Origin of the sequence: Paenibacillus amylolyticus (assembly GCF_050990605.1) — a bacterium.
GTDB lineage: Bacteria > Bacillota > Bacilli > Paenibacillales > Paenibacillaceae > Paenibacillus > Paenibacillus amylolyticus_H.
On sequence record NZ_CP158832.1, the window covers coordinates 2,603,401 to 2,629,509 of the forward strand.

Below are 26,109 nucleotides of genomic sequence, written 5' to 3' on the forward strand. Positions count from 1 at the left end.
CAGTGTTTGATATGATCCGTATATGAAAAATAAAAAAAACCCCCGGAACATACCGCAAAACGAGCGGTTGATCCTTGGGGGTATTCGCTATGCCTGAGATGGAGGATTACTCCATCATGTCCTTGGCTTCATGGTTCACCTTTTTACCTTTTAACAAGGGTTCCAATTCATCTTGAACACTCTGTTCCCACAGTGGTACATCTGTACGATAGGCAGCCCGTCCGTTTAGATGTCCGGCGACCGGAGCCGTGATGAATACAAACAGAATACCTAGCAACAAGCGCGCACTGATATAGTTATCGAAGTACCAGAAGTAGAAAAACGTAGCGCTCAGTACACAGAAGACACCAAGTGTCATACTTTTGGTTGCGGCATGGGCTCGCAGATATACATCGGGCAGACGAATAAGTCCGAATGCACTGAGTGCACTGAGTAATGCACCGAGCAGTACGAGTAGACCTATAGCTGTTTCAGCGGTTACTTTAACGATCTCCATCATTTTTGAATACCGCCCCCCGTTCAATGTAACGTGCAAATGCCACTGTACTTAGAAAAGCCAAAATGCCAATCAGCAAAATGATATCCAGATAGGCTTGGGTTTGCAGCATCATCGACAGAACGGCAACGATGGCAATCACATTGATACCGATGGTATCCAGTGCCGTGATCCGATCAGCCATGGATGGTCCCCGAAGCACCCTGTACAAGCAACCAAGAACGGCTAAGGAGAGAATGAGCAATGAGATAAACAACAGTGAGGATAACATTAACGTGTCACCTCCATAATTGCTTTTTCAAATGTATTTTGGATATCATCTCTCATTTTCTGTTCATCCTTGATATCCAGTGCGTGGATAAACAGTTTGCGTTGATTACCCGAGATCTCAAGCGGCAGAGAACCCGGTGTCAGTGAGATAAGCAGACAGAGCAGGGTGACCTCCCAATCCGAGGACAATTGAGTTTTATACGTGAAAATACCTGGCCTTATATCAAGCTTGGGCTTGATAATCTGGCGTATAACCTCAATGCTGGCTCTCACCAGTTCCTTGAACAGAAGTGTAATCAGTTTAAAGATGGCCCAGACTCTTACAACATAGAAGCGCTGGGGGAAGAATCTGCGCATCCCTCCGATAAGGAGCAGTCCGAGCAGGTAACCTATGAGAAAACCAACACCATTCCAGGCGTTGTTCAGAAACATCCATACAAAAGCAATGATAAGATTCAGTACAATCTGAAAGGCCATAGACATCTACTCCTTCAATACGGCATCAATATAAATATTGGGATGCAGTAGAATATCGCCTGCACGGGAGGTCAATTGAAACATGCCTTCAGCCCCCACACCCATTACGATGATGAATACAAACAGAATTCCGGCAGGAATCAGAAGGCCGTTCACCGCGTAAGGGCGTCTTGTAACCCCGGCAGGCGGTTCGCCCCAGAACGCTTGTATGAAGATGCGCAGTACCGAATATAACATCAACAAGCTCGAAAGCACCGCAACGCCGGTAAGACCATACAAGCCTGCCTGCAAGCCTCCTTCAAAGAGAAGCAATTTTCCCGGAAATCCACTAAATGGCGGCAAACCTGCCAAGGCAAGTGCGCTAATGAAGAACATCCAGCCGAGCAGCGGATAGCGATGGATCAGCCCGCCCATGTTGTCGAGTTTGGATGTTCCGGCAACAGCAATCAAGGCGCCGCCGAGCAGGAAGAGCAATGTCTTGATCAACATATCATGCAGCATGTAGAAGAGCAGACCTTCCAGTGCAGGGCGACTGGCCGAGGCCATACCAAAAGCAACAAAACCCACACCTGCGACCACGTTGTAGATGAGAATCTTGTTCACATCACGGTATGAGATCGCACCGATGACACCAAGGACCATCGTTGCACCAGCCATCCATCCGATCAGTGCATGGAAGAAATCAGGATCATGATAAAAGATCAGTGTGAATGTTCGCACAATCGCGTACAAGCCAACCTTGGTGAGCAATCCTGCGAACAATGCAGTGACGACAGCCGGTGGTGCCGCATAAGAGCCTGATAGCCAGAAGAACAGGAACAGTCCGGCCTTGATGCTAAATACGATCAGAAAGAGAACAGCAATTAAGGTAATGACTCCGCTCTGTCCCACTTCAGCAATTTTGACGGACAGATCTGCCATGTTCAGTGTGCCAGTAATGGAGTAGAGGAAGCCGATGGAAGCGACAAACAGTGCTGAAGAAACGATGTTAATCAAGACATATTTTATCGTTTCACGAAGCTGTCTCTCGGTACCTCCCAATACGATCAGTGCATACGAAGAGATGAGCATCAGTTCAAAGCTGACGAACAAATTGAACAAATCTCCAGTTAGGAATGAACCGTTAACTCCCGCGATCAGAAAATGAAAGAACGGATAGAAATGATGCTCTTCCCGCTCCTTGTTCACACTGCGGAATGCATACAACAGACACGCCAGTGCTATGATGGAAGCGGCAACGACAAGTAGCGCCGATACCATGTCCGCAACAAGCACAATACCATAGGGAGGTGCCCATCCACCCATATTAAGCGTTAGAACTCCAGTCTGAGCTACCTGCGTAATGAGTATCGTTGAGACCGCTGCTGTAAACAAAAGCCCAATAACACTAATGATCCGCTGGATATTCGTTTTTCGGAAAAATAGCAGAGCCAGGACACCTGTAATCAAAGGCAACAGAATCGGCAGAACGACGAGATTATTCATATGGGCGCCCCCTTACTTCTTCCATATCGTCTGTTTTCAGCTTCAGATAAGAACGATAGGAGAGAACAAAGAAGAACGCAGTGAGTCCAAAATTAATAACAATCGAAGTTAGTATCAAAGCCTGAGGAAGAGGATCGACATAACGTTCAGCCATCTCCCCAAGCAGTGGTGGTGCCCCGGTTTTGAGACGTGACATGGTGATCAAGAGCAGATGCACGCCATGGGTTAGTATGGACATGCCAAGTACGATACGGAGCAGGCTCCGCGACAAGATTAAAAAGACGGCAACCGCAAACAGAATGCCAACGGCTACACACATCAATATTTCCATATCAGCGATCCTCCCCGATCTGTAAAATGATGGTCATGGTGACACCCAGGACAGCGAGATACACGCCAAGATCAAACAGCATGGCCGTGGCGAGTTCTGTTTCTCCCAGCAAAGGAAGTTCGAAATATCCGAAGGTTTGACTGAGGAACGGGACTCCGAATATAAATGAACCCGCACCCGTAAGTAATGCTATACCCAATCCGATTCCTGTTAGAATACGGAAGTCAACCGGTAACGCTTTGCGTATCGTATCTGTACTAAATGCCAGGGCAATCAATACGAGCGCCGCCGCTGTGACCAAGCCGCCGATGAAGCCTCCGCCTGGATTGTGGTGTCCTGCAAAGAAGAGGTGCATGGCAAATGTCAGAATGATGAACACAACGACTTTGGTGGTCGTTTGCAGCAATACATCATTACTCTGCAAGGGTACAGTATCCCACGAGGATGAGCTGCGTTCCCGATTACCATACTTTTTCGTATTGTCCGCTTCATCATCCAGATCAGGTTCGGACTCCTGCTTTTCTTCTTTCTTGCGGAACTTCAAGCGGGCTCCGAGATCTTTGGCTTCGAGGTTCAGATTAATCATGGAATAGATGGATAAGGAAGCAACGCCCAGTACCATAATCTCCAATAACGTATCGAAGCCACGGAAATCAACCAATAACACGTTCACGACATTTTTACCACCAGCCGAGTCATACGCTTCCTGAAGGAAAAAGGTAGAAATGCTGTCCAGTGATGCGGTTCCGCTTGCAGCCAGTGCAACAAAAGTCATCACGATCCCGACTGCAATGGCTACGATCATATTTACCGTGAGGTAACTGCGGCTTGATTTGCCACGTTGAAGCTCAGGCAGATGGTAGAAGCAGAGCAAGAACAATGCAACGGACACCGTCTCAACAATCATCTGTGTCAAAGCCAGATCCGGCGCCCGAAAGAGTACAAACAGCAGGGTTACGAGGTAACCAACCGCTCCGGTCATAATGACTGCCGACAGTCTGTTCTTGGCAAAAGGAATCGAAACTGCAGCACCGATGAGCGTGACTAGCAGTACCACCTCATAGAATGAGTAAGGTGCATTGCCCTGCAGATTCCAGGTAATATTTTCTCCTGAACGGAAGAAAGAATAGACCAGCAACGCGACCGTGAATGAGAGAATGTAAACGAGATAATTACGAACCGAGCCATTCATATAGGCTTCCGTCCATTTGCGTGCATAATGCTGAAGATTATCCAGCACGACATGATACATATTGTTAATCGTTAATCCTTGCGGATAATGCTCATAAATATTCCTCCATCGTGGCAACAGCTTATAGAGAGTGATTCCCAGAATCACGACTCCGATCGTCATAATCAGCTCCGGAGTCCATCCGTGCCACAGGGAGAAATGTACATCGAAGCGTTCGTTCCCAGTCAACAGGGAAGGAAGCACAGCGGCCATTGCGGGTTCGATCAGTGATCCGGCCAAGAGGTTCGGAAAGAGTCCGAAGACGATGACAAGAACACCTAGAACAACGGGCGGAATCAGCATACCGGCAGGCGCTTCGTGCAACTTCTCGGCAGGGATCTCGCTTTGGCTACGACCGAGGAATGTTTTGAACACGATAATAAGTGCATAGATCAGAGTAAACACACTTGCAAGCCAAGCTAATACCGGCAGTAGAACACTCCAGGAACCAAGTCCAAAGATTCGCAGATGCGTGACTTCGACCATGGCTTGGAAAAATAGCTCTTTGCTCAGGAAGCCGTTGAAAGGTGGAATACCTGCCATGGCAAGTGAACCAATCAATGCAACGGTGAATGTAATCGGCATGAATGAAGCAAGTCCACCGAGCTTCCGAATGTCACGTGTGCCTGTTTCATGATCAACAATGCCTACGACCATAAACAGGGCAGCCTTGAAGGTCGCATGATTAAAGAGGTGAAGCAACGCGGCGGTTATTGCCACGGTGTACATCGCAGAGGAATCGCCATATCCGAAGTAGAGAGCAGCAGATCCGACCCCTAACAGGGACATGATCAGACCAAGTTGAGAGATGGTCGAATAGGCGAGAATCGCTTTGAGATCGTTCTTTTTTACAGCCAGGAATGATCCATAACACAGAGTCAGAAGGCCAACGCCAGTAACGAGCCAGAACCAGAGTCCCTGTCCACCGAAGATCGGTGTAAACCGGGCCACAACATACAGTCCGGCCTTGACCATCGTGGCGGAGTGCAGATAGGCGCTGACAGGTGTCGGAGCTTCCATGGCATCCGGCAACCAGATATGAAACGGGAATTGAGCTGACTTGGTGAAAGCTCCAATCAGGATCAAGACAAGTGCGGGCAGAAACAGTGCGCTTTCCTGAAACTGACCTAATCCTGCAATGGTTGCACGAATACTGAACGTTCCGGTAATGAGATACATCATCATGAATCCGGTAAGCATGGCGAATCCGCCAAATACCGTGATCAGGAATGACTTCCGTGCCCCTGAAGTGGAGGCTTCGCGTTTGTAGTTATATGCAATCAACAGGAATGACGTAATACTCGTCAATTCCCAGAATCCATATAGCACGATCATGTTGTCAGACAGTACTACGCCCAACATGGCTCCCATGAACATCAACAGATAAAGGTAGAAGCGGTTTAGCGCCTCTTTCATATCCATATAGAAGATGGAGTAGAGAACAACGAGGACACCGATTCCGGTGATTAGCAGTGTCAGCATGAGGCTCAGACCGTCAAGATACAGGTTAAATCCAATGTCCAGTGAAGGAATCCATGGGATATTTCCGGATATGGTATTACGCTGTGACACAGCGGGTATGAGACTCGCAAAGTATACAAATAATAGTGTCGGGACAAGGAGAACCGGCCATCCCAAATGGTTTTTACGGAAGAAACGATGCAGCATGGCAAGAAGAATGCCACCGGCAAAAGGCAGAATAACAGCAACATGAAGCAGGCTCAACATTACACCCCCAATGTTTAGTATTTCGACTACTCTCTCTGTGACATACAGGCGCATAATCCTCAAAGGATATGCTTGCTCTCTATATTCATAACCCAAGTATGTATATACAGAATCGTGTCTATTCTTTGAATGGAAGAAACACGGTGAAGATTTCAGTAAATATTGTATGGGCATGTATAATAAAAAAACACACACGTTCCGATAAATATGAAAACGATTAGGTGACATTCCGTGTACTCTTTACAGCATAGTTATGTTGAAAAGCAAGATGGTTTCACCGTGTAATGGAGGAAGTAATGTCATTCAAAATTAGAACTGTGCTTACAGTCATCTTCGCTGTGTTATCCTTGCTGGTTACCTTGACGATTGGGTATGTATTTAGCCAAAAGTCATTTGTTGCTGTAGAGACTGAGATTGGTCACTCGCTTACAGGCACGGCCTCCCAGGCGTCGGATAAGCTGGATCGGTTTATGTACGCTCGCGCGGGTGAACTGGACCTTCTGGGCCGCATGGCTGCGATGGAAGATGGATTCCAACCTGATGAGATTCATATACTGCTGGATCAGTTACAAGATAGCTTTCCCTCATTTTCATGGGTTGGATTCATGGACCCGAAGGGAAAAGTGTTAGCTGCGACGGATGGCATCTTGCTTGGGGAAGATTTATCGGAACGACCTGTGTATCAGGAGGGAATCAAGGGTAAGTTTATTGGAGATGTGCATAATGCAGTACTTCTTGCCAAGCTGCTTCCGAATCCAACGGGAGAGCCGTTGCAATTTGTTGATATCAGTTTTCCGCTGAAGGACAGCAAAGGTCATATTCAGGGTGTGCTCGCTGCACATTTAAGCTGGGAATGGGCGAAGGAAGTCGAAGAATCCGTGCTTGCCCCATTGAAAAGAGAAGAAAAGGACATTGAGTTCTTTATCGTAAGCAAAAAGGAACATACAGTCCTGCTGGGGCCAAAGGAATGGATCGGTAAACCGCTGGTATTACCTGGCATTGCAGAGGCCCAGCTTAACAAAAGCAGTTGGTCCATTGAAGAATGGCCTGATGGGAAAGACTATGTGACAGGGTTTGCTTACAGTCTGGGTCATCTGGATTATCCCGGATTAGGATGGACTGTAGTTATTCGTCAAGTCAAGTCCACTGCGTTTGCTTCTGTGTTTGACCTGATGTGGTTTAATGTGTGGGCTGGACTTGCCGTTACCGTGCTGTTTGCACTGATTGGCTGGGTTGTCTCACGGCTGATCTCTGCACCACTTGTGCGCCTTACCAGAGTAGCCAATCGACTGCGTGCAGGGGAAAAGCTTGAGATTCCCGCGAATAAGGGGATTAAGGAGATTGAAGTGTTGTCCCGATCCCTTCGGGATATGCTGACCTCTCTTACGAATAAAGACTCAGAACTGGTCGTAATGCAGAATTTGGCACATTTTGATCAGCTGACCAGTCTGCCGAATCGTACTGCGCTTGAAGTGTACCTGGAGGAGTCTCTGGAGACCGAAAGTGAAAATCACACGCTGACTTTTCTCTATCTGGATCTGGATGGATTCAAACGTGTCAACGATACACTTGGACATCAGACCGGAGATGTGCTGTTACAGAAAGTGGCTCAGCGACTGTCCGCTCTTGGTCAGGAGAAGGGTATAACGGTCCGATTGGGCGGAGATGAATTCCTGATTGTACTTCAGTCTATTGGAAGTCATCCGAGGGAAGAAGCCATGGCTTATGCAGAAGCCATCATTCAAAATCTGAACAAGCCGTTTATTATCGAATACGAGCGAATTCGAATTGGATGTAGCATTGGAGGTGCTGAATATCCAACCAACAGCGACAACACAAGTGAGATTATTCGGATGGCGGACGAAGCTTTGTATGAGTCCAAACGTGCAGGCAAGAACAGAATGACATTTTATTCCGAGTTGAAGCAGGATCGTTAGCGTATAATAACATTAGCTGGGTTATCCCAATCACCTTTGTGCGAATGTGCGTATAGACAAGGAGGGGTGAAATGTCTGGAAAATATACATCTGTACCTTATGGTTATGAGCCACCTGCGGCCAGCCGCAAAGGCACACTGACTTTTTATGACTCGTTCGAACAGGTGACCGATGAACAACTTGAACGAGCTGCTGCAACGGTAGATACTCGTTCATTTGTACAACTCGTGCTATATCCATTACACGAGAGCACATATAAGCGGATGAGCCGTGATCCGATTCAGGCATATTACAAAAGAGAAGACCGCCTGCATGATTGGCGGCGGGAACATCCTACCTTACGCATACGTGTGGAAGGTCTGGAGGGCAAGAGAAAGAAATATACGCCTGTGGATAGCGCGCTGCGCCATATTACTGCGGAATACCCGGCTCCTCATTTTCTGTATATGACAGCCGAGATGGCGAATATGTTTGCTTCATTTGATTCCTTCAAGGATTGGATCAAAGAGCTGCGTCTCATTATAGACGGATCGTCCGAATACCTGCATCCTGGGCTGGAGCAAAATCGTCATCGCTGGGAATGGGCGGAATGAGAACATAGACGTATGAAGAGATCGGCCTGCTAATCGTATTCAAACCCAAAAAAAGTTGTGTTGTACAAACCGGAATTCCGGTGTACAGCACAACTTTTTTTATTTATGTTTTCTCTATCAAGGACGAAGTCAGATCAAGTGATGTTACGGTTTTATTTTTGCCTGTTCGTTTGGCGGCATACAGACAGGCATCCACTTCCTCGAACAATTTGTCTTTGGTTAGATGAGGGCTGTAGCTTTTGAGACCGATACTCACTGTGATGTAATCTCCTTCAAGTTCCAGATGGCCCATCAGGGCAATCTTCTGACGAATCTGTTCCACCAAGGCATAGGCCTGCTTGAAAGATTGCTCAAACATCAATAAGGCGAACTCTTCGCCCCCGTACCGTGCTGCAATATCACTTGAGGTAATGGTTTCCTGTATGATCAGGGACACTTTCTCCAGAATAATGTCTCCGACCCGATGACCATATGTATCATTAATGGATTTGAAGTCATCAATATCAATCAGGGCCAGATGCAGACTCATGCCACTATTGGCATACTCAAATGCCTTTTCGTAATAATCCTTGAATGAGCTTTGATTGTAAAGGTTGGTTAAACCGTCTGTTTTGGACTGTTTGGTCATAATGGCATTTCGCACAATAAGGTCCTGCTTGGCTAGCATGCTGGCTTGAAGATCATCAAGCACCTCAACGCCGCTGGTTACGATAACCTGTGCTACATATGTGCCTAAGATTAGAAAAGCAGGAATGGATACCATGTCAAAGTTAGACAGGTACAGCTGGTAGGCCGGATCGAACAAAACCAGAAAGTAACCAGTCATCTGCATCAGAAAGACAATCCAGACTCTTTTTTTACTAAAGAATAGCACCGAAGCAAATATGGGCAACAGACAGATTGCTAATATAATCCGAATGTCATAATTGACATGAATAATCGTCCAGGCGATAACCGTGCTGGCTATAGACATGGTGTAAAAGGAATAGGAACTGAAGCGCCGATCAACCCAACTTGCTAACAAAATGCAAGAACTGCTGATGGCTGTAGGCCAGAACAGGACATTTATCAAGAAATCTTGTGGTGTGCGATCATAGACCAGAAACAGGAAACAGCCAACCTGAATGGCGAAATGTGCAATGATAACAACCCAGTAGACATGGAGCATTTTTTGAATCCATTTGGAATGCTTGAACTCGTATTCTTTTGGAATGTGGCTATTGTGCGTATGGATACCTTTCATATATCACCGCTGACTGCATCATAATGGTACGACAGAGTTACTCTCGTATACGATGATTATAAATCACAATAAACAAAACGCAAATGATTATATTTTAAGCATGAGAACTAAGCTTATATTATATCACATAGAAGACAGAAACTTTCCGAGAAGGGACATACAAATTTCGGAGAGAGCGTCATAGACTGTTAAAAGGCTCCGTTTCATAGGATTGTAATTCTTGCTGAAGGGGAGGTGAACTCCATTCCTCTTGTCGTTCGTTCAACCGTCAACGCTACAGGAGCGATTACGTTTACGGGTAATACACTGGGCTTAAGCCGTTCTGATACGGCAGGAGTACCTGGTACGCAAGACAGCATTGGGGCGTTCTCGACGACCAACCCGGACGTGCGTTTCGGGACGTATCCGCTGGGAACAACGAGTCTGTACCAGAGTAACAGTTCCGCTGCCATACTTGTACTGCCTGCTGGAAGTACCGTTCTGTATGCAGAATTGATCTGGGGAGGCAGTTACATCAATGGTACAGTCAATCTGAGTGCTGCCATCAACAATCCGGTTACGTTTATTACACCCGCAGGGACTTCCAGTGTTACCCCAGATCCACTTACCTACAATCAATTCGAACTTGGGGGCGGTGCTGCTGGCTATGTACGTTCCGCCAATGTGACAACACTTGTACAAAATGGGGGAGCAGGTACATATATCACCGGAGCAGTGGTAGGGACTATTGTTATTACAAATGATTCCACGGCCAATCATGCGGGGTGGACACTTGGGGTCATTTATCAGAATCCCAATCTGCCTTTTCGCAACATGTCTTTGCGTGCAGGGGGCGTACTCGTTCAATCCACTTCACCACCTGTCATTACCACACTGACAGGATTCGCCACTCCGCTTTCGGGTGTATTGGGTGGGAGAGCGCTGTTCAGTGCGCAGGAGGGTGATGCGAACCGAACCGGGGATCAGGCATTGTTCGGTCCGACCTCAGCAACATCGGTTGCCTTGTCCGGGCCCAATAATCTCGCTGCGAACTTTTTTGCTTCCCAAATCAATGGAGATACGGGAGCGCTTAACACAACGGGCACTTTCGGAACTCGAAATCAGATCAACGGGGCTCCAGGCACCAATATTATCGGTGGTCGTCAAGGCTGGGATATTACCAATGTGGATGTTTCAGCAAGACTGATCAATAACCAGTCATCTGCAGTGTTGACATTAACAACTTCAGGTGATGCATACATTGTGAACGCGAATGCAATACAAGTTGATATTAATGCACCCAGGATCACATTGGCTAAGGCAACGGTCGCTACTGGTGCAGTTGCCGGAGATAGTATTCTATACTCGGTTACCGTTACCAATGCAGGCACTGCGAGTGCAGCCAGCGTTGTGTTATCCGATTCACTCCCTGCAGGTCTTACCTTTATTCCAGGCAGTGTCACGGTTGCAGGTGTGCCACGTCCAACACTTGATGTGACGGCGGGCATTCCGCTGGGTTCATTAAGTTTATCCAGCAGTGTCGTTGTAACCTATCGAGCACTCATCGGTCAGGATGCAAGCATCCTGCAACTGGTGAATTCGGCTAATGCAGCCTTTACATTTCAAAGTGTAGCAGGGGGGCCGATCATTACCGGAGTTATTCCGTCCAATAACTCCACCCTTACTGTTTATTCGCCAAACCTGTCCATTGTGAAATCGGCGAGTACCACCAATGCCACGGTGGGTGACCTGGTAACCTATACACTCCAAGTGAACAACGGAGGGAATGTTGCTGCCAACGTTACATTGAGGGATAACATTCCAAGTGGTAGCTCATATGTAGCAGGTAGCTTTCGTCTGAATGGAAATGTGATTGCTGGCGCCAATCCGGTTACCGGCGTTAATCTGGGGAGCCTCGCGGCAGGAAGTGCAAATACCGTGACCTTTCAGGTACTAGTAACAAGCTTGCCGACACCGCCGACCCTTGTGGATCAGGCTACGGCTTCTTATTCCTTCAATTCACCTGATGGTCGGACGATCACGGGAAACATTGCCTCGAATACCTTAACAATCCCGGTGACATTGCCCAATGTGACCACGGTAAAATCAGCATCCGTTACCGATGTTGCTGTCGGCGAGACCTTCACGTACACCTTAGTTACTACCAACAGCGGTATTCAGGTGATTAACAATGTGGTACTTACAGACGCGCTCCCTGCTGGAACAACTTTTGTTCCCGGCAGTGCAACCGTAAGGGGAACTGTGGTACCGTCTGCGAATCCGAGCAGTGGCATCTCTATTGGGACATTGGCGGCCGGAAGTTCTGCAACGGTGACGTTTCAGGTGAATGTGCAGTCTCTGCCTGCTGCAGGTTCGTTAGTGAATCGAGCGGTAGTGTCCTATAGCTCTGGTTCGTTCACGGGTATTTCCAACTCCAATTCCATTACAACCCCTGTATACCAAGCCGTTGTCGGTATTAACAAGTCGGCTAGCCAAACCAATGCGACACTGGGGGATCAGATTGCATACACACTTGCGGTCACGAACAGTGGAAACATAGCTACTCAAGTGAATGTGACGGATACGATTCCAGCGGGGCTGACGTTTGTCCCGGATTCGGTAACCGTGAATGGTACTGCACGTCCTGGAACCAGCCCATTAACCGGAATAACACTGGGCAGCTTCCTCCCGGGAGTTACGGCTACGGTGGTGTTTCGCGCTACACTCACCACACTTCCGACTCCCCCAACACTGGAGAATCAAGGGACTGCAAGTTATACGTACCAGCTTCCAAGTGGACGGGATCTCTCAGGCAGCAGCTTATCCAATATCGTTCGTATATCTGCATCGGCTCCAAATATTTCTATTAGTAAAACAGTAAACACTCCGGATGCGACAGTAGGAGAGGTGCTAACGTATACCGTTGTTGCAACAAACGCGGGTATTAGTGCAGTACAGAATCTGGTGATTTCGGATGCACCATCCGGTTCTGAATTTGTCCCGGGTAGTGTCGCGATTAATGGATCTGCTGTTACGAGCGCAAGCCCCCTTGCGGGAATTGCAGTGGGTACATTAAACAGCTCAAGCAGTGTAACTGTGACCTATCAGACCAGAGTGAATTCTGTTCCATCCACGGGTTTGGTTAGTAACCGGGCCAATGCAGCATTTACATCAGGCAGTTTTAATGGTGTTTCTTCTTCTATATCAGTAAATACCCCCATATTTCTGCCAGTGATCCAATTGGTGAAGTCAGCAAGTACAGCAAGTTTGACGGTAGGCGATACGTTTAATTACACCATCCAGATAAACAATACAGGTAATATAGATGCAACGGTTACCTTGACAGACCCCATTCCAGCAGGAGCAGTATTCAGCACAAATAGTGTCATTATTAATGGCGTACCTACACCCGGGGTCAGCCCGGAGATGGGAATCAGTCTAGGAGAGATTGCTGCGGGCTCAGGAGCAACGGTCACCTTTGTTGCGACGGTTACCAGTTTGCCAGATGCAAGGCAGTTAATTAATCAGGCAGTTGCTTCGTTTGCCTACACGCTTCCAAGTGGGAGAACGATTGCCAGTCTCTCATCATCGAACACCATCACTATTCCAGTGTCTCTGCCCAATGTTACGATTGTCAACAGTGACAATGTAGAGTACGGCGTAGTCGGGGATGTCATTCGATACACATCTGTTATTCGTAATAACGGCACAGTAGCCGTTAATAATGTGGTATATGTCAATCCTCTTCCTTCAAATACCCCATTTGTACCCGGAAGTGTCATTGTGAACGGGACTTCGTTCCCGCTCTCCAATCCGACCGCCGGCATTCCAATCGGTACGTTGGCTCCAGGAGCCGAGGTTACCGTAACTTTTGAGGTGACGATTACCATGCCGATTCCTTCGCAGATTAACAATCAGTCGACGGTCAGCTTCACATCCGGTTCATTTTCAGGGTCATCATCGTCCAATACCACTCAGACTCCGGTCATACAGCCGCAGATTTCACTTGTCAAAACGGCAAATACCGTCAATGCGACCGTAGGTGATACAGTTGTATACACGGTAACGGTCAGTAACACAGGCAATCTGGAGGCAAATGTTACCGTGACAGATACCATTCCTGCTGCGACTACTTTAATACCCAACAGTGTGGTTGTATCCGGTGTGCCACAGCCTGGAGCGACGCCAGCAGCAGGCATTCCGGTAGGCATTGTAGCAGCAGGGGCGACGGCTGTTGTCACGTTCGCCGTTGTTGTGGATTCACTTCCATCTCCGCAGCAGCTTAGCAATTTTGCTACATCATCCTTTACATTTACACCTCCAGATGGGCGGACGTTGACTGGCTCAGCCACTTCGAATACGCTTACGTTTCCAGTCTCGTCACCAAACGTCGCTGTTGTCAAAAGCACAGCTTCCACCGCGGCTACTGTAGGCGATAATGTGACCTATTCCATTCTGGTGACCAACAGCGGAATTGCACCAGTGAACAATATTCAGTTTTCGGACCCGATTCCAGCCGGAGCGTCCTTTGTCACAGGGAGTGTCACAGTGAATGGGGTTGCGCAACCTGGAGCCAATCCGGCAGGTGGGGTACCCCTTGGTACATTGGGGCCCGGAACGTCCGCGACGGTCACATTCAGTATCCGTGTTGACGTGATCCCGCCAAGTGATCAGTTGAGCAATCGCTCTACGGTCAGTTTTACCTCAGGTACATTCTCAAGCACAACTTTTTCAAATACCGTGGTCACTCCGGTGTACCAGCCTATTCTTTCAGCACAAAAAACAGCCAGTACACAAAATGCTACCGTTGGGGATACGGTCAGCTACACGATAACCGTGAGCAATCAGGGAAACTATGGAGCCCAGATTAACCTGACAGATAACCTTCCAGCCGGAACCATCCTTGTTCCAAATAGCGTTATTGTGAACGGTCAACCGCTGCCAGCAGCAAGTCCGGCAACAGGCATCCCCGCAGGCAATGTGGCTCCCGGAGCTACGACCACCATTACCTTTTCAGTGGTTGTTGATACGCTACCAAGTCCGCAACAACTGGTGAATCAGGCTTCGGTAGCTCTATCATATACATTGCCTGATGGGCGGAACATCACGGAGTCTGTTCTATCCAATGTGCTGACCATTACCGTATCGGCACCGGATGTTGATGTCGTCAAATCCACAACTTCAACGGCGGTATCTGTTGGTGATGTCGTAACGTATAGTATCGCTGTAACCAATAACGGAATTGCAACGGTGAACAATGTGGTTTTCACGGATGCAGTGCCGACAAGTACCGTTCTTGCGCCAACTGGCGTGTTTGTCGATGGTGTTCTGCGCCCTGGTGCCAATCCCTCTACGGGAATAACGCTGGGTTCCATCGCACCTGGCGTTACGGTAACTGTTGTATTTAGTGTGCAGGTTACGGCACTCCCGGCAAGTGCAGTGTTAAACAATCAGTCCACGGTCAGCTTTACATCAGGTGCTTTTTCAGCGACCACATTCTCCAATACGGTTACAACTCCGGTTTATCAACCTATTCTGTCTGCAGTCAAAACGGGAGATCAGACAGTAGCCACAGTGGGGGGTACCGTTGTGTACAGCATCGCTATTTCCAATACCGGGAACTATGGGGCATTTGTCACGTTAACAGATACCATTCCGGCAGGAACAGAGTTTGTTCCAAATAGCGTGATTATTAACGGGGCTTCTGCGCCAGGTGCAGATCCGGCTTCGGGTATTCCACTTGGTGTCGTTTCCACAACAACGCTAGTTACCTTCTCCGTTGTGATTGTGACGTTACCTTTGAGCCAGTCCATTACCAATCAGGCTTCTGCGACATTTTCGTATACATTACCTGATGGAAGAACACTTGGAGGTACGATTACATCCAATGCACTCAACATTCAAGTATCTGCTCCGAACGTGAGTGTAGTCAAGACGGCTTCGGTAGTCGATGCTGTGGTAGGTGACACGATTGTGTATGAAATGGTTGTGACCAATGAAGGAATTGACCCTGTAAACAATATTGTGTTGACCGATCCCATCAGTCCGGCCGTAACATTTGTTGCTGGCAGCGTCCTGGTAGATGGTGTTCCACGGGCCTCGGCAAACCCGGCGCTGGGCATAGCCCTTGGTAGTTTAGCTCCTGGAGCATCGATAGCGGTATCGTATGCAGTGCGGGTTAATACACTGCCAACACCACCGGAAGTAAGCAGTCAGTCTTCCGTAAGTTTCACATCAGGTGTCTTCTCGGGAGCAGCGTATTCCAATACGGTTGTAACACCAATCTATCAGCCGATTATTGCCGTAACCAAAACAGGGAGCACCTCCAATGCAACGATTGGTGACACCATCACGTATTCTTTTGCAATTATCAACAGTGGGAATCTTGCTGCTAATTTGACATTAATCGACAGTATACCGGACGGAGCGTTACTGCTTCCCAACAGTGTTCTGATTGATGGTGTTCCACAGCCAGGTGCCAATCCCGAGACGGGTATCGTTGTGGGTACGATACCGTCCGGAGGTACGGTTACTGTAACGGTTACTCTCGAAGTAACTGTAGATTCGTTGCCGCAGGATCAGCAACTGGTTAATCAGGCGGTGGCCAACTATACATTTAGTCCGCCCGATGGTCGTCTATTGACGGGAACCGTATCTTCCAATGTTCTGGTTATTCCGGTATCTGCACCAAATGTTGTTGTTGCCAAAAGCACAAGTGCCATTGATGCTGTTGTTGGCGATGTAATCACCTATACGGTTGTTGTAACCAATAGCGGCATTGAAGTGGTGAATAATGTGGTCATGGTTGACCCCGTACCTGTTGGTACAGTATTTGTACCAGGAAGTGTTACGGTGGATGGTGTGCCAAGACCAACAGGCAATCCGAATACAGGCATCACGCTTGGTTCGATTGCTGCGGGTGCTTCAGTTACGGTTACATTCAGAGTAGAGGTTGTGGTGATATGAGCCAATCTTCCGGTCCGTTGTCCCACTGGCTAAAGAATCAGTCCCTGGTTCGATTCAGCTCGGGTGCGACTGAACTGGAACAGGTATCCTATTCGAATACGGTTTTAACACCGTGGATCGGCCCTAGGCTTGAAGTCAGAAAAGTGTGCAATGTCACAGAGGCTGCCTTGGGGCAGTCTCTTATCTACCGTGTTGAAATTGTTAACACCGGAAATCTTAAGGCCCTAGTGTACCTATTGGATCAGCTATCTGCCGAGACGGCACTGCTTCCCAACAGTGTGTTGCGTGATGGTATTCCATTACCGGGAGCATCACCGGAGAGAGGATTGCCTCCAGCTGAAATCGCGCCCGGAGCCACGTTGCGATACCACTTCCAAGTTGTAATCTTGCGTTTACCTGAGGCACTGAAGCTGCTGAATCAGGCACAGGTTAACTATGAGTTTTTGACACCGGAAGGCAGAACGGTTACGGGTATGGAACAATCCAATATCGTGGAAGTCAATCTGGTCTCATCCCGGCTGGAGATCTCCTTGCAGGCGGATCACATCTATACCTTCTCAGGGGATATTGTCATGTACACCGTCATCGTGAGCAATCCGGGTTTTATTGCAGCCACGAATGCCCAAGTAACGATTTCTTTGCCACAAGGTATTGTTTTTATACCTGCGAGTGTCATCGTAGATGAAATGTTTGCGCCACAAGTAACGCCTGATACGGGCATACAACTTGGAGAGATTTTGCCCGGAAACTCAATTAGGATACAATATCGGGTTCAGGTTATGGGGGGAAGCGATGCAAACGGAATATCAAGTGTAGCTGTACTGGCGTATATCTCGGCAGGACAGCAGGAGATGGTCTACTCCAATCAGGTTACTCTGGAAGTTATACAGCCCCAGGTCTCTGTGGTGAAAAGTGTGCTCCCGGTAACGGCCACCTTAGGTGATGCCGTCCAATATAATATTACAGTCTCCAATGCAAGCAGTTATGCGGTGGATGGAACTCTCCTGGATGTACTGCCAACAGGTGTGACATTCGTCGAAGGCAGTCTGGGCTGGAACGGGGTTAAACGTCCCGGAACCAATCTGGTTAAAGGGCTTAATCTGGGGACGTTGACAGCCCGTTCGGTTCTGAATATTCAGTTCGAAGCAAAACTTGCAGATCGAGATGAATCGATGCCTGATGACTACAGGTATGTGAATCATGCTAGCCTGATGTATACATTTCGATTGCCGGATTCACGGTCAGTGCAGCGGATGATTACATCCAATGAAGCTGTGGTCGAATTAAAAGCGCCGATAATTCAGGTTTATGTTCAAGTGACACCCACATTGGTCGAGCAGGGAGGGACCGTCACTTTTCAGGTACGTGTGGTGAATACGGGCAATTTGCCCGCACGTGTACAACTTGGAAGCATTTTACTTGAGGGTGCCAGATGGCTTGGGCAAGCTGCGGGTGAGATCCAATTGAGCTTACCAGAGTATTCCACACCACGGGTTCTGCATGTGGGCGTGATTGAGCCTGGAATGGATAAGAACATCTCCTATGTAGCGAAGTTAACTTCTGAGATGACAGGTACGCTGCAAGGAGCCTTGATTGCTAGGTACACTTATGAATGGAATGGACAAAAACGGGCTGGTGAATCCCGATCGAATGAGTACAGCATCATTGTGGAGTATGGAGAAGAATAGGGGGGGATGACGGTTAACGGTAACTTGCCTGGGGAATTTGCTCATTCTGGATGCCATGAGATTACACGAACGTAAATGAATGGTATACTAATTGAATATGAACTCGGCAATCAACCCGTGGAATCGGGACGTCGGAGTAGAGGAGGCAGCCACATTGGCAAAAGCAAAAGTAGCAAAAAGACCTACAAGGGATGAGTTTGAACTTGAAGAGTTGGGAAACCAGTTAGTTGAAGCCTTTCGGGAACGTTCGGAAGTACTGTTGACGGTATGGGGCAAAGAAGATCAGGTGCAAGGAGTCATCGTCAAAATGGACTCCCGTACACGACTCGTGCATGTAGAGTATACCGAAGAAGAGTTCACGGCGAAGGTGCCTTTTCTGGATATCATGCGTGTACAATCTCCCCGTTATTAAGAAATGCAATTTTAAATAATAGGGCATCCGCCCTGTCAAAGTTGTTCTTCCTGCATAAGATAACCCATACCTGTTGCAGAGGAGGTACGGTCAATGAGCGAAGTATTAGGTGGAGAAACAAGAGGCTACGGATACGGAGGTTTCACTTCTGTAGGTGCCATTCTGGTTCTGTTCATCCTGTTGGTTATCATCTCCAAAGCGTTCTTGGTATAATTGCATATCTCTAAAGAATGAAAGAAGCTCTGCCATCGCGGCAGAGCTTTTTTGTTCGTTCAGTCCTTGGCGAATTTTGTAGAAAATCCGTGTAAGTCCTTCTTACGTTATGTTAGAATATAACCATCCCTAGAGAAAGAAAGAGGTGTTTTGATTATGAGCCAAACATTAACAGAATCTTTAAATGAACAGATGAACTTTGAGTTTTATTCCGCTCATGTATATCTGGCTATGGCAGCCTATTGTTCCAGCAAAAGTCTGGATGGATTTGCGAACTTTTTCATCGTGCAAGCGGAAGAAGAGCGATTCCATGGCATGAAAATATACAAATTCCTGAATGATCGTGGACAACGTGCCACACTTGCGGCTTTGCCAGAACCGAAGAATGAATATGCTTCGATGCTGGATGTATTTGAGCATGGTTATGCTCATGAACAGCAAAACACGAAAAAATTCTACAATCTGGCTGACATCGCTCTGAATGAACGTGAACATGCAACGATGTATTTCCTGAAATGGTTCATTGATGAGCAGGTTGAAGAGGAAGCATTGTTTGACAACATTATTCAGAAGCTGCGCCGCATTGAAAAAGACAGCAATGCCTTCTACATGCTGGATGCCGAGTTTGGCAAACGTTCGTTCACTGCTCCTGCTGAATAACTTGTGCGTTGGGAGTCGATAAGATTCCAGCGAAATAACACCATTTACATACAGCATGATGCCATATGCTGATTGAAGACAAAGAAGCCTGCACTTGTGCAGGTTTTTTTGCATGCATAGATAATCTAATGATTGTATTGATTTGCTTGAATTGGAGTGAAAGTCTATCAAAATCCTGGATGTGGGTAATAGAGGATATGTCACAATTGATCTATCGTGACGGGATCTTTTTTTGCTCAAATCTATCAAATTCGTATTAAATTTTAGGTTTATCTGACAAAAGTGTAACTCTACCGTAGCCTTTGGAGCGAGAACAGGAGTCACTATCTTTGATAGTATTAGCATTAATCGCCAAGGGATGAAGGTAGATCAACATGGACACCCGGGGAAATATAACACACAAGGGAGATTTTTAATTATGTTACATATTCGCAAATCTATCATGGTCACACTTGCTATTTTACTAATCATTCCACTATTATTGCCGCAGTCGGTATCTGCCAAATCAGCTGCATCCAAGGATGGTGCAAGCAAAGCAAATTCCAAAATCATATACCTGACGTTTGATGATGGGCCAACCGCTCAAACGGGTCAGTTACTGGATATTCTGGATCAGTATCATGCGAAGGCAACGTTTTTCATGCTGGGTCCTCAGATGGAGAAATTTCAGAAGGCTACCAAACGAATCGTAGCTGACGGACATGGATTGGGTCTGCATGGTGTGACTCACGTTCCAGGTAAATTCTATAAATCTGCATATAGCGGATTGAAAGAGATGCAACAGGCCAATGTAAGTTTATACAAGGTTGCCGGAGTTAAAACAAGTCTCGTGCGGACGCCATATGGTAGTAAACCTTATCTCAAACCGGCATTCCGTAATGTGTTGCTAGGTCAGGGTGGATTCCATCTGTGGGATTGGAATGTGGATTCGGAAGACTGGAAATACCAGAAAGATCACCAGAAAGTCTATAACAGTGTAATGAAGCAGATCCACAATGTGCAAAAGAGCGGAACAACGCCAGTTGTGCTTATGCATGACCAGGAAGCAACGCTGAAAGTATTGCCTCAAGTATTGAAAACATTGAAGGCAGAAGGGTATCGTTTTGAAGTAATAAGCAAAAAATTGCAGCCGGTTAACTTCTGGAACGACAAGCGTTAATCTTTTGAATTTTTAGATTGGCTACAACGAAGGAGGTACACATCATGAAGAAACAACCATTATGGATCACGATTCCAGTCACGACAGCCGTTTTACTTGCTCTGGCAGGATGTGGCGGACCGGATTCAAATGCAGCATCATCTGAGAATAGTTCTTCACCAACGACAACAGTGGGTGAGCAGACCGAGACCGGCAGTGGTGGTGCTGATTTCTCTAATGAAAATGAAACAGGAACCAAAGAGCATACGGGCACAACAGATAATGAAGATACATCAGGATCGAAGGCAAATGACAACCAAGTTGCCACTGGTCAATCAGGTGTGAATGTTATGATCAAGCAAGTTCGGAACCAGTTGAAGATGAAGGATGCAGCGTTACCCACATCATTCACATTGAACAAGGGTACATCTTTGGGTGCGGCAATACTGTCCAATACTGCTGATGCATTTAAAGTAAACTTCTACGCTACCACTCCGTCTGTTGCCGTTAATGATCAATCTTTAACTGCATCCGACAGTAAGATACCTGTACTGGCTTCCTATGAAGTGAAAACCTATAAGGACCCGAATCAGCCAGCAATTTTCCCTGAGACGGACCTGAAGGATATTCCAGCAGATATGGCTGTGGATCTGGGACATGGCATCAAAGGCATGAGTGAATGTGCCGCAGGCAGTCAATATCTGACTTGGCAAGAAGGTAGATGGACGCTGGAAATTCGTTCGGTTTCCGAAGATGACATGAATAATCAGAGTATAGCGAAGAAAATGGTGGAATACCTTGAGTCACATACGTTGCCTGTACCCAAAGATAAAGGATATATCAAGGTTGAATATCCAAGTGGTGGAAAGTCTGTTCATGTAACGATCTCATGGCAGGACGGTAACCAAATTCATCAGCTTCAGACCGATCAAGTGCCATTAGAAGCTCTAGGCATGGCGGTTTCTGTGAAATCTTAAGTATTCTACGGATATTCTGCAATCTAGTTGAGATGAGTGTTGGATTGTTACGATACACCTAAAAAAAGCTTGGCCCAGGAAGAAATTGCTGGGCCAAGCTTTTATTTTGAGCATGTTATCGCAACTTATGCAGACGGGGGACATGCTTATTTTTGTTTCAATGGGTTAAAGCGGTACTTTCATTTGAACCACCCTTTTTCCTTGGAGCGAGTGATGGCTTCAATGCGGTTACTGGCATTTAACTTGTTGAGAATAATGGAGATGTAGTTACGCACTGTGCCGGTTGTGATGAATAGATGCCCGGCGATTTCCTTGGTGTTCTTCCCGTCTGCCATGAGGCCCAGTACAGCATTCTCCCGTTCTGTCAGAGGATTTTCTTCTACATAGGCTTCATCTACCAAGTCGGGAGCGAAGATTCTTCTGCCGTTCATGACTTGGCGAATGGATTCGGCAAGTTCTTCAATTGGACTGTCTTTGAGCAGGTAACCACGGACACCGCCCTTTAGGGCACGTTCGAAATATCCGGTCCGGGCAAAAGTAGTCAGGATAATGACCTTACAGCTCATTCCTTTAAGTTCTTCCGCGGCTTCGAGGCCGCTTTTCACAGGCATTTCGATATCCATCAGACAGATGTCGGGTGCAAGCTCCTGGACTAGAGCAAGGGCTTCCTGGCCATTGCTGGCACGTCCGACGACTTCCATATCTTCCTCCAGATTAAGGAGGGAAGACAAGGCGCCGAGCATCATGCGCTGATCTTCCGCGATTACAATTCTAATCATGATTCTGCCTCCTTTATCGGTTTGCGTGTGAGCTTGGGAACATGAATCATGATCGCTGTACCCTGAATGTCTGTCGCAGAGCGAATATCCAGACAACCATTCACAAATTCAAGTCGTTCCTTCATGCCCAAAATTCCTGTTCCGCGCCGATCCTGTTTGTGAGTTCGTTCTATTCCAACACCGTTATCTTGTATGGTTAACACATTATCCGCGAGTGTTTCCTTAATGGTGATGGTACAGGTTGTTGCCTGACTGTGTTTGACGACATTGGTGACAGCTTCTTTCAAGCACATACCGAGCACATTTTCATTTAATTGAGACGTATCCTGTAACTTCGGATTGCCTTCCACAGCAAATTCAATCGAAGCAGCCTTTAGAATCTGCTCCGCTCGGAACAGTTCATCGACCAATTGTGTTCCACGCATGGTGGTGACCATTTCCCGGACTTCCTTCAGAGCTGTACTTGCCGTTTGTCTGAGGTCATTCAATTCGATCTCGGCTTGATCGGGATTATTGCGGAGCAGCCGCTTCGCCAGATCGGTTTTCAGACCGATCAGAGAGAGCTTCTGACCAAGTGTATCGTGCAGGTCACGAGCGATACGCTGCCGTTCTTCCATTTTTACGAGATCATCAAGTCGCTTGTTCGCATTCTCCAATTGGCCTTCCAAATGTTCAGTTTTGTTTTTGTTATACGTACTGATTGGAAGCAGGATGGAGGCCATTAAGCTGATGAATACAAACGGGAGTTGGCTCACCAACAGAGAACTCTGATTAATGAAACCATAATTAATGGTTAGGAAACTGGCTCCCAAATTCACCGAGTAGAGGGTGAAGAAACCGGCTTTATTTTTAATATTCCCAATAAAAAAAGCAAGAAACAATGAGAAATAGGCATAATCATAGGCGATCGTCATCGTAATGGATATGGCAATAAGTAGTCCAATCCACATGTACACCTGCCAGCCCTTGGTGATGAAGGCAAGCAGATAACAGACGAAAAAAACGAGGATGATGATGATGCCAGTTACCAACGTCCATAATTTGGAATATTGTGAAATGAAATAGAAGGGCAGGATGAAAAAGGCGAGCCACACATAAAGATTCAAGCCTGTCTTTTTATAAAAATTTTGCATCCACTTTTGAATGTAATTCTCCTCCTTGCACTTGTACTCAACTGTAGCATGACTGTAGCATGACTATGGCTTGAACACAAGAAAACGAATCCGACAGAGTTAAGGCTTCTCTGTCAGACCCGCTGGATTCGTTACACGGATAGTCGGTTGAACATAAGGCTTGCGGGATAGATTTTTGAGCTGTCTAAAGCTAATGAACTGTTTGGAATCTTCATCCCACAGACGGAAGCGCAGGGCAACCAGACTGGAACGTAGTGTAATGGTCGTTGCTTTTTGCAAGGGTGGTGTTGCGTTATGTGCTTCTTCCAAGAAATAGTTAGGTACACGCGGGCTCAAGTGATGCACATGGTGAAACCCGATATTACCACTGATCCATTGCAATAATTTTGGCAATTTGTAGTATGAACTACCTTCAACAGCTGCTTTTACATAACTCCATTCATCTTCATGTTCAAAATACGTCTCTTCGAACTGATGTTGCACGTAGAACAGCCAGATACCAAAGAAACCGGAGAAGAAGAAGATAGGTGCCTGCACCATTACAAAAGCCTGCCATCCGACTAACCAGGACATGAATGCATAGAGCACCACGATCAATACGGTAGTCAAATGTGTATTGATGCGTTCTTTACGTCTAGCACCTTTGCGGTTAAAACGGTAAGCCAACAGAAACACGTAAATGGGTCCGATACAGAACAATACGAACGGGTTACGATAAATCCGATAGAAGAGGCGTCCCCAAGGAGAAGCTGCTTTGTATTCGTCAACCGTCATAACCCAGATATCACCTACACCACGTTTGTCAAGATTACTGCTTGTCGCGTGATGGATAGAATGCTCGTTTTTCCACTGCTGATAGGGTGTAACTGTTAATACACCAGTAATGGTACCGAGAATATCATTGGCACGTTTGCTCTTGAAGAATGAACCATGACAGCAGTCATGGAAAATAATAAAGGTCCGCAGTACAAATCCGGATGCCACCAGGGCAATCGGGAAGGTCAGCCAGTAGGAAACCGATAAGCTAAAGTAAGCTGCAGCCCATAACAAGAAGAGCGGGAGCAATGTATTGATTAACTGGCGGATACTTAATCTGAGATCATTTTTTTCGTAAGGTGTGACTTCCTTTTTTAAGGCCATTTCTTTTGATCTATTCATAAAATTGTGTCCTCCTTCAATCGTTATAACTATATTCAGCTACAACTTGACGTTCCCTGCTAGACTTTCCTGTAGGAAGCGTTTTTATCATTGTAAAACAATCCGATCATGACAGTAAGTCATAAACGTCAGCCCTCTGTAATGATGAATATCAATGATGGACCATGACATTTGTCATGGGTGTATGATGCTCAATAGCTCTGCAGAAAACGGAAGAGCAGGTTTTACATATTCCTTTGCACAAATTACGCAACAATTTGTATTATGTATACAAATTTTGTTGAGAGCATGGTAGAATCTATCCTTGAGTGGTTATGACAACTTATGAGACGGGTCGATTAGGTTGATTTCTGATGATTGGATGGAATGCATAATGAAGAAACGAATTACGGATATTCTGTTTATTATGGCAGGTGCATTTCTGTTTGCACTGGCGGTGAACCTGTTTGTCATCCCGAACGATTTGGCTGAAGGTGGCGTCACAGGTATCACGATTATATTGTTTTACCTGTTTGAATGGTCTCCTGGACTGATGAACTTGATCCTGAACGGCATTTTGTTAGTTGTGGGATATCGGTTTCTTGATAAAACGACTACGGTGTATACGATTATTGCGGTTGTATTCAACTCGTTGTTCCTGCATCTGACGGAGAGTTGGACAATTGCATCGGATGAACTCTGGATCAATACCATCTTTGCTGGAGTGTTTGCCGGTCTTGGTATTGGCTTGATTGTTAGAGTGGGAGGCACAACGGCGGGGACAGTGATCCTGGCCCGACTTGCCAACAAATATCTGGATTGGAATATCAGTTATGGACTTCTGTTCTTCGATCTGATTGTGGCTTTTTCCTCATACTTCATCATTGGACCACAAGGATTAATGTGTACAATTGTCTTGCTGTTTGTCGGAACCAAAACGATGGAGTTCATTATTGAAGGGCTCAATCCGAAAAAAGCAGTTATGATTATCTCTTCCAAACAGGATGAAATTGCAAAGCAAGTCATTGAGAAGATGGATCGCGGAGTAACCGTCCTGTCCGGTCATGGCTATTACACGAAAAATAAGAAAGAAATTCTATACATTGTGATTAGCAAGCAGGAAGTCTCCATGCTGAAGAAGATTGTACGAGCGGAAGACGAGATTGCCTTTATCACCATTCATGATGTGCGTGATGTATTTGGTGAAGGATTTATTGAACTTTCCAAAACTTGAGT

At 46.6% G+C, this 26,109-nt stretch carries 20 protein-coding genes; 10 read left to right on the plus strand and 10 right to left on the minus strand.

Features of this window, described 5'->3' with window-relative positions; all coding sequences use genetic code 11:
* Positions 1-106: 106 nt before the first annotated feature.
* Genes mnhG through ABTV53_RS12075 form a run of 6 tightly spaced genes read right to left on the minus strand, consistent with a single transcriptional unit; the run spans position 107 to position 6,015 of the window.
* Positions 107-499 (minus strand): monovalent cation/H(+) antiporter subunit G, encoded by a 393-nt coding sequence (mnhG, locus tag ABTV53_RS12050; RefSeq protein ID WP_076249568.1) that lies wholly within the window; start codon positions 497-499, stop codon positions 107-109.
* Positions 483-767 carry a Na(+)/H(+) antiporter subunit F1 gene (locus ABTV53_RS12055; RefSeq protein ID WP_215075189.1) on the minus strand — a complete coding sequence of 95 codons (285 nt, stop codon included), beginning with the start codon at positions 765-767 and terminating at the stop codon, positions 483-485. Before ABTV53_RS12055 ends, mnhG begins: the two co-directional genes overlap by 17 nt.
* On the minus strand, positions 767-1,243 hold the full coding sequence (locus tag ABTV53_RS12060; protein ID WP_047842677.1) for a Na+/H+ antiporter subunit E: 477 nt from the start codon (positions 1,241-1,243) through the stop codon (positions 767-769). The genes ABTV53_RS12055 and ABTV53_RS12060 overlap by 1 nt, the downstream gene beginning before the upstream one ends.
* Positions 1,244-1,249: 6 nt before the next feature.
* Positions 1,250-2,728, minus strand: a complete 1,479-nt coding sequence (locus tag ABTV53_RS12065; RefSeq protein WP_433753166.1) for a Na+/H+ antiporter subunit D — start codon at positions 2,726-2,728, stop codon at positions 1,250-1,252.
* Positions 2,721-3,059 (minus strand): Na(+)/H(+) antiporter subunit C, encoded by a 339-nt coding sequence (locus ABTV53_RS12070; RefSeq protein ID WP_036670645.1) that lies wholly within the window; start codon positions 3,057-3,059, stop codon positions 2,721-2,723. Before ABTV53_RS12070 ends, ABTV53_RS12065 begins: the two co-directional genes overlap by 8 nt.
* A gap of 1 nt (position 3,060) precedes the next feature.
* Positions 3,061-6,015 (minus strand): Na+/H+ antiporter subunit A, encoded by a 2,955-nt coding sequence (locus tag ABTV53_RS12075; RefSeq protein ID WP_433754168.1) that lies wholly within the window; start codon positions 6,013-6,015, stop codon positions 3,061-3,063.
* A gap of 299 nt (positions 6,016-6,314) precedes the next feature.
* Here ABTV53_RS12075 and ABTV53_RS12080 point away from each other — a divergent pair, with 299 nt between their 5' ends.
* On the plus strand, positions 6,315-7,955 hold the full coding sequence (locus ABTV53_RS12080) for a sensor domain-containing diguanylate cyclase (RefSeq protein WP_433753168.1): 1,641 nt from the start codon (positions 6,315-6,317) through the stop codon (positions 7,953-7,955).
* Between the two features lie 71 nt (positions 7,956-8,026).
* The gene (locus tag ABTV53_RS12085; RefSeq protein ID WP_433753169.1) at positions 8,027-8,548 is read left to right on the plus strand and encodes a hypothetical protein; all 522 of its coding nucleotides are present in this window, start codon (positions 8,027-8,029) and stop codon (positions 8,546-8,548) included.
* 103 nt (positions 8,549-8,651) lie between these two features.
* Here ABTV53_RS12085 and ABTV53_RS12090 read toward each other — a convergent pair whose 3' ends face one another.
* Positions 8,652-9,791, minus strand: coding sequence for a GGDEF domain-containing protein (locus ABTV53_RS12090; protein ID WP_433753170.1), 1,140 nt, complete (start codon positions 9,789-9,791; stop codon positions 8,652-8,654).
* A 234-nt stretch (positions 9,792-10,025) separates the two neighbouring features.
* Between ABTV53_RS12090 and ABTV53_RS12095 the strand changes: the two genes are divergently transcribed.
* The 7 genes from ABTV53_RS12095 (at position 10,026) to ABTV53_RS12125 (ending at position 21,824) form a co-directional block, all read left to right on the plus strand.
* Entirely contained in the window at positions 10,026-16,736 is a 6,711-nt protein-coding gene (locus tag ABTV53_RS12095) for a DUF7507 domain-containing protein (protein ID WP_433753172.1), read from the plus strand.
* A complete protein-coding gene (locus tag ABTV53_RS12100) occupies positions 16,733-18,424 on the plus strand; it encodes a hypothetical protein (protein ID WP_433753174.1) in 1,692 nt (563 codons plus the stop codon). The genes ABTV53_RS12095 and ABTV53_RS12100 overlap by 4 nt, the downstream gene beginning before the upstream one ends.
* A 154-nt stretch (positions 18,425-18,578) precedes the next feature.
* Positions 18,579-18,836 (plus strand): YolD-like family protein, encoded by a 258-nt coding sequence (locus tag ABTV53_RS12105; RefSeq protein ID WP_036608707.1) that lies wholly within the window; start codon positions 18,579-18,581, stop codon positions 18,834-18,836.
* Between the two features lie 93 nt (positions 18,837-18,929).
* Entirely contained in the window at positions 18,930-19,049 is a 120-nt protein-coding gene (locus ABTV53_RS12110; RefSeq protein WP_017688846.1) for a hypothetical protein, read from the plus strand.
* A gap of 156 nt (positions 19,050-19,205) precedes the next feature.
* Positions 19,206-19,709: a ferritin gene (locus tag ABTV53_RS12115; RefSeq protein WP_076217026.1), complete on the plus strand. Its 504-nt coding sequence runs from the start codon at positions 19,206-19,208 to the stop codon at positions 19,707-19,709.
* Positions 19,710-20,127: 418 nt separating this feature from the next.
* Positions 20,128-20,868 (plus strand): polysaccharide deacetylase family protein, encoded by a 741-nt coding sequence (locus ABTV53_RS12120; RefSeq protein ID WP_433753175.1) that lies wholly within the window; start codon positions 20,128-20,130, stop codon positions 20,866-20,868.
* Positions 20,869-20,912: 44 nt separating this feature from the next.
* Positions 20,913-21,824, plus strand: coding sequence for a hypothetical protein (locus ABTV53_RS12125; RefSeq protein WP_433753177.1), 912 nt, complete (start codon positions 20,913-20,915; stop codon positions 21,822-21,824).
* Positions 21,825-22,003: 179 nt separating this feature from the next.
* On the opposite strand, the gene ABTV53_RS12130 is transcribed toward ABTV53_RS12125, so the two are convergent.
* From ABTV53_RS12130 to ABTV53_RS12140, 3 genes are all read right to left on the minus strand, one after another.
* On the minus strand, positions 22,004-22,603 hold the full coding sequence (locus tag ABTV53_RS12130; protein ID WP_036608692.1) for a response regulator transcription factor: 600 nt from the start codon (positions 22,601-22,603) through the stop codon (positions 22,004-22,006).
* On the minus strand, positions 22,600-23,748 hold the full coding sequence (locus ABTV53_RS12135) for a histidine kinase (protein ID WP_433754170.1): 1,149 nt from the start codon (positions 23,746-23,748) through the stop codon (positions 22,600-22,602). The genes ABTV53_RS12130 and ABTV53_RS12135 overlap by 4 nt, the downstream gene beginning before the upstream one ends.
* An 87-nt stretch (positions 23,749-23,835) precedes the next feature.
* Positions 23,836-24,894, minus strand: a complete 1,059-nt coding sequence (locus ABTV53_RS12140) for a fatty acid desaturase (RefSeq protein WP_433753178.1) — start codon at positions 24,892-24,894, stop codon at positions 23,836-23,838.
* A gap of 373 nt (positions 24,895-25,267) precedes the next feature.
* Here ABTV53_RS12140 and ABTV53_RS12145 point away from each other — a divergent pair, with 373 nt between their 5' ends.
* Positions 25,268-26,107, plus strand: a complete 840-nt coding sequence (locus ABTV53_RS12145) for a YitT family protein (RefSeq protein WP_433753180.1) — start codon at positions 25,268-25,270, stop codon at positions 26,105-26,107.
* Positions 26,108-26,109: the final 2 nt, after the last annotated feature.

Coding starts and splice junctions, on each gene's coding strand:
- ABTV53_RS12125 (WP_433753177.1), top strand. CDS start 20,913: ATGAAGAAACAACCATTATGGATCACGATTCCAGTCACGACAGCCGTT.
- ABTV53_RS12100 (WP_433753174.1), top strand. CDS start 16,733: ATGAGCCAATCTTCCGGTCCGTTGTCCCACTGGCTAAAGAATCAGTCC.
- ABTV53_RS12085 (WP_433753169.1), top strand. CDS start 8,027: ATGTCTGGAAAATATACATCTGTACCTTATGGTTATGAGCCACCTGCG.
- ABTV53_RS12130 (WP_036608692.1), bottom strand. CDS start 22,603: ATGATTAGAATTGTAATCGCGGAAGATCAGCGCATGATGCTCGGCGCC.
- ABTV53_RS12060 (WP_047842677.1), bottom strand. CDS start 1,243: ATGGCCTTTCAGATTGTACTGAATCTTATCATTGCTTTTGTATGGATG.
- mnhG (WP_076249568.1), bottom strand. CDS start 499: ATGATGGAGATCGTTAAAGTAACCGCTGAAACAGCTATAGGTCTACTC.
- ABTV53_RS12145 (WP_433753180.1), top strand. CDS start 25,268: ATGAAGAAACGAATTACGGATATTCTGTTTATTATGGCAGGTGCATTT.
- ABTV53_RS12070 (WP_036670645.1), bottom strand. CDS start 3,059: ATGGAAATATTGATGTGTGTAGCCGTTGGCATTCTGTTTGCGGTTGCC.
- ABTV53_RS12110 (WP_017688846.1), top strand. CDS start 18,930: ATGAGCGAAGTATTAGGTGGAGAAACAAGAGGCTACGGATACGGAGGT.
- ABTV53_RS12140 (WP_433753178.1), bottom strand. CDS start 24,894: ATGAATAGATCAAAAGAAATGGCCTTAAAAAAGGAAGTCACACCTTAC.
- ABTV53_RS12090 (WP_433753170.1), bottom strand. CDS start 9,791: ATGAAAGGTATCCATACGCACAATAGCCACATTCCAAAAGAATACGAG.
- ABTV53_RS12120 (WP_433753175.1), top strand. CDS start 20,128: ATGTTACATATTCGCAAATCTATCATGGTCACACTTGCTATTTTACTA.
- ABTV53_RS12080 (WP_433753168.1), top strand. CDS start 6,315: ATGTCATTCAAAATTAGAACTGTGCTTACAGTCATCTTCGCTGTGTTA.
- ABTV53_RS12065 (WP_433753166.1), bottom strand. CDS start 2,728: ATGAATAATCTCGTCGTTCTGCCGATTCTGTTGCCTTTGATTACAGGT.
- ABTV53_RS12115 (WP_076217026.1), top strand. CDS start 19,206: ATGAGCCAAACATTAACAGAATCTTTAAATGAACAGATGAACTTTGAG.
- ABTV53_RS12055 (WP_215075189.1), bottom strand. CDS start 767: ATGTTATCCTCACTGTTGTTTATCTCATTGCTCATTCTCTCCTTAGCC.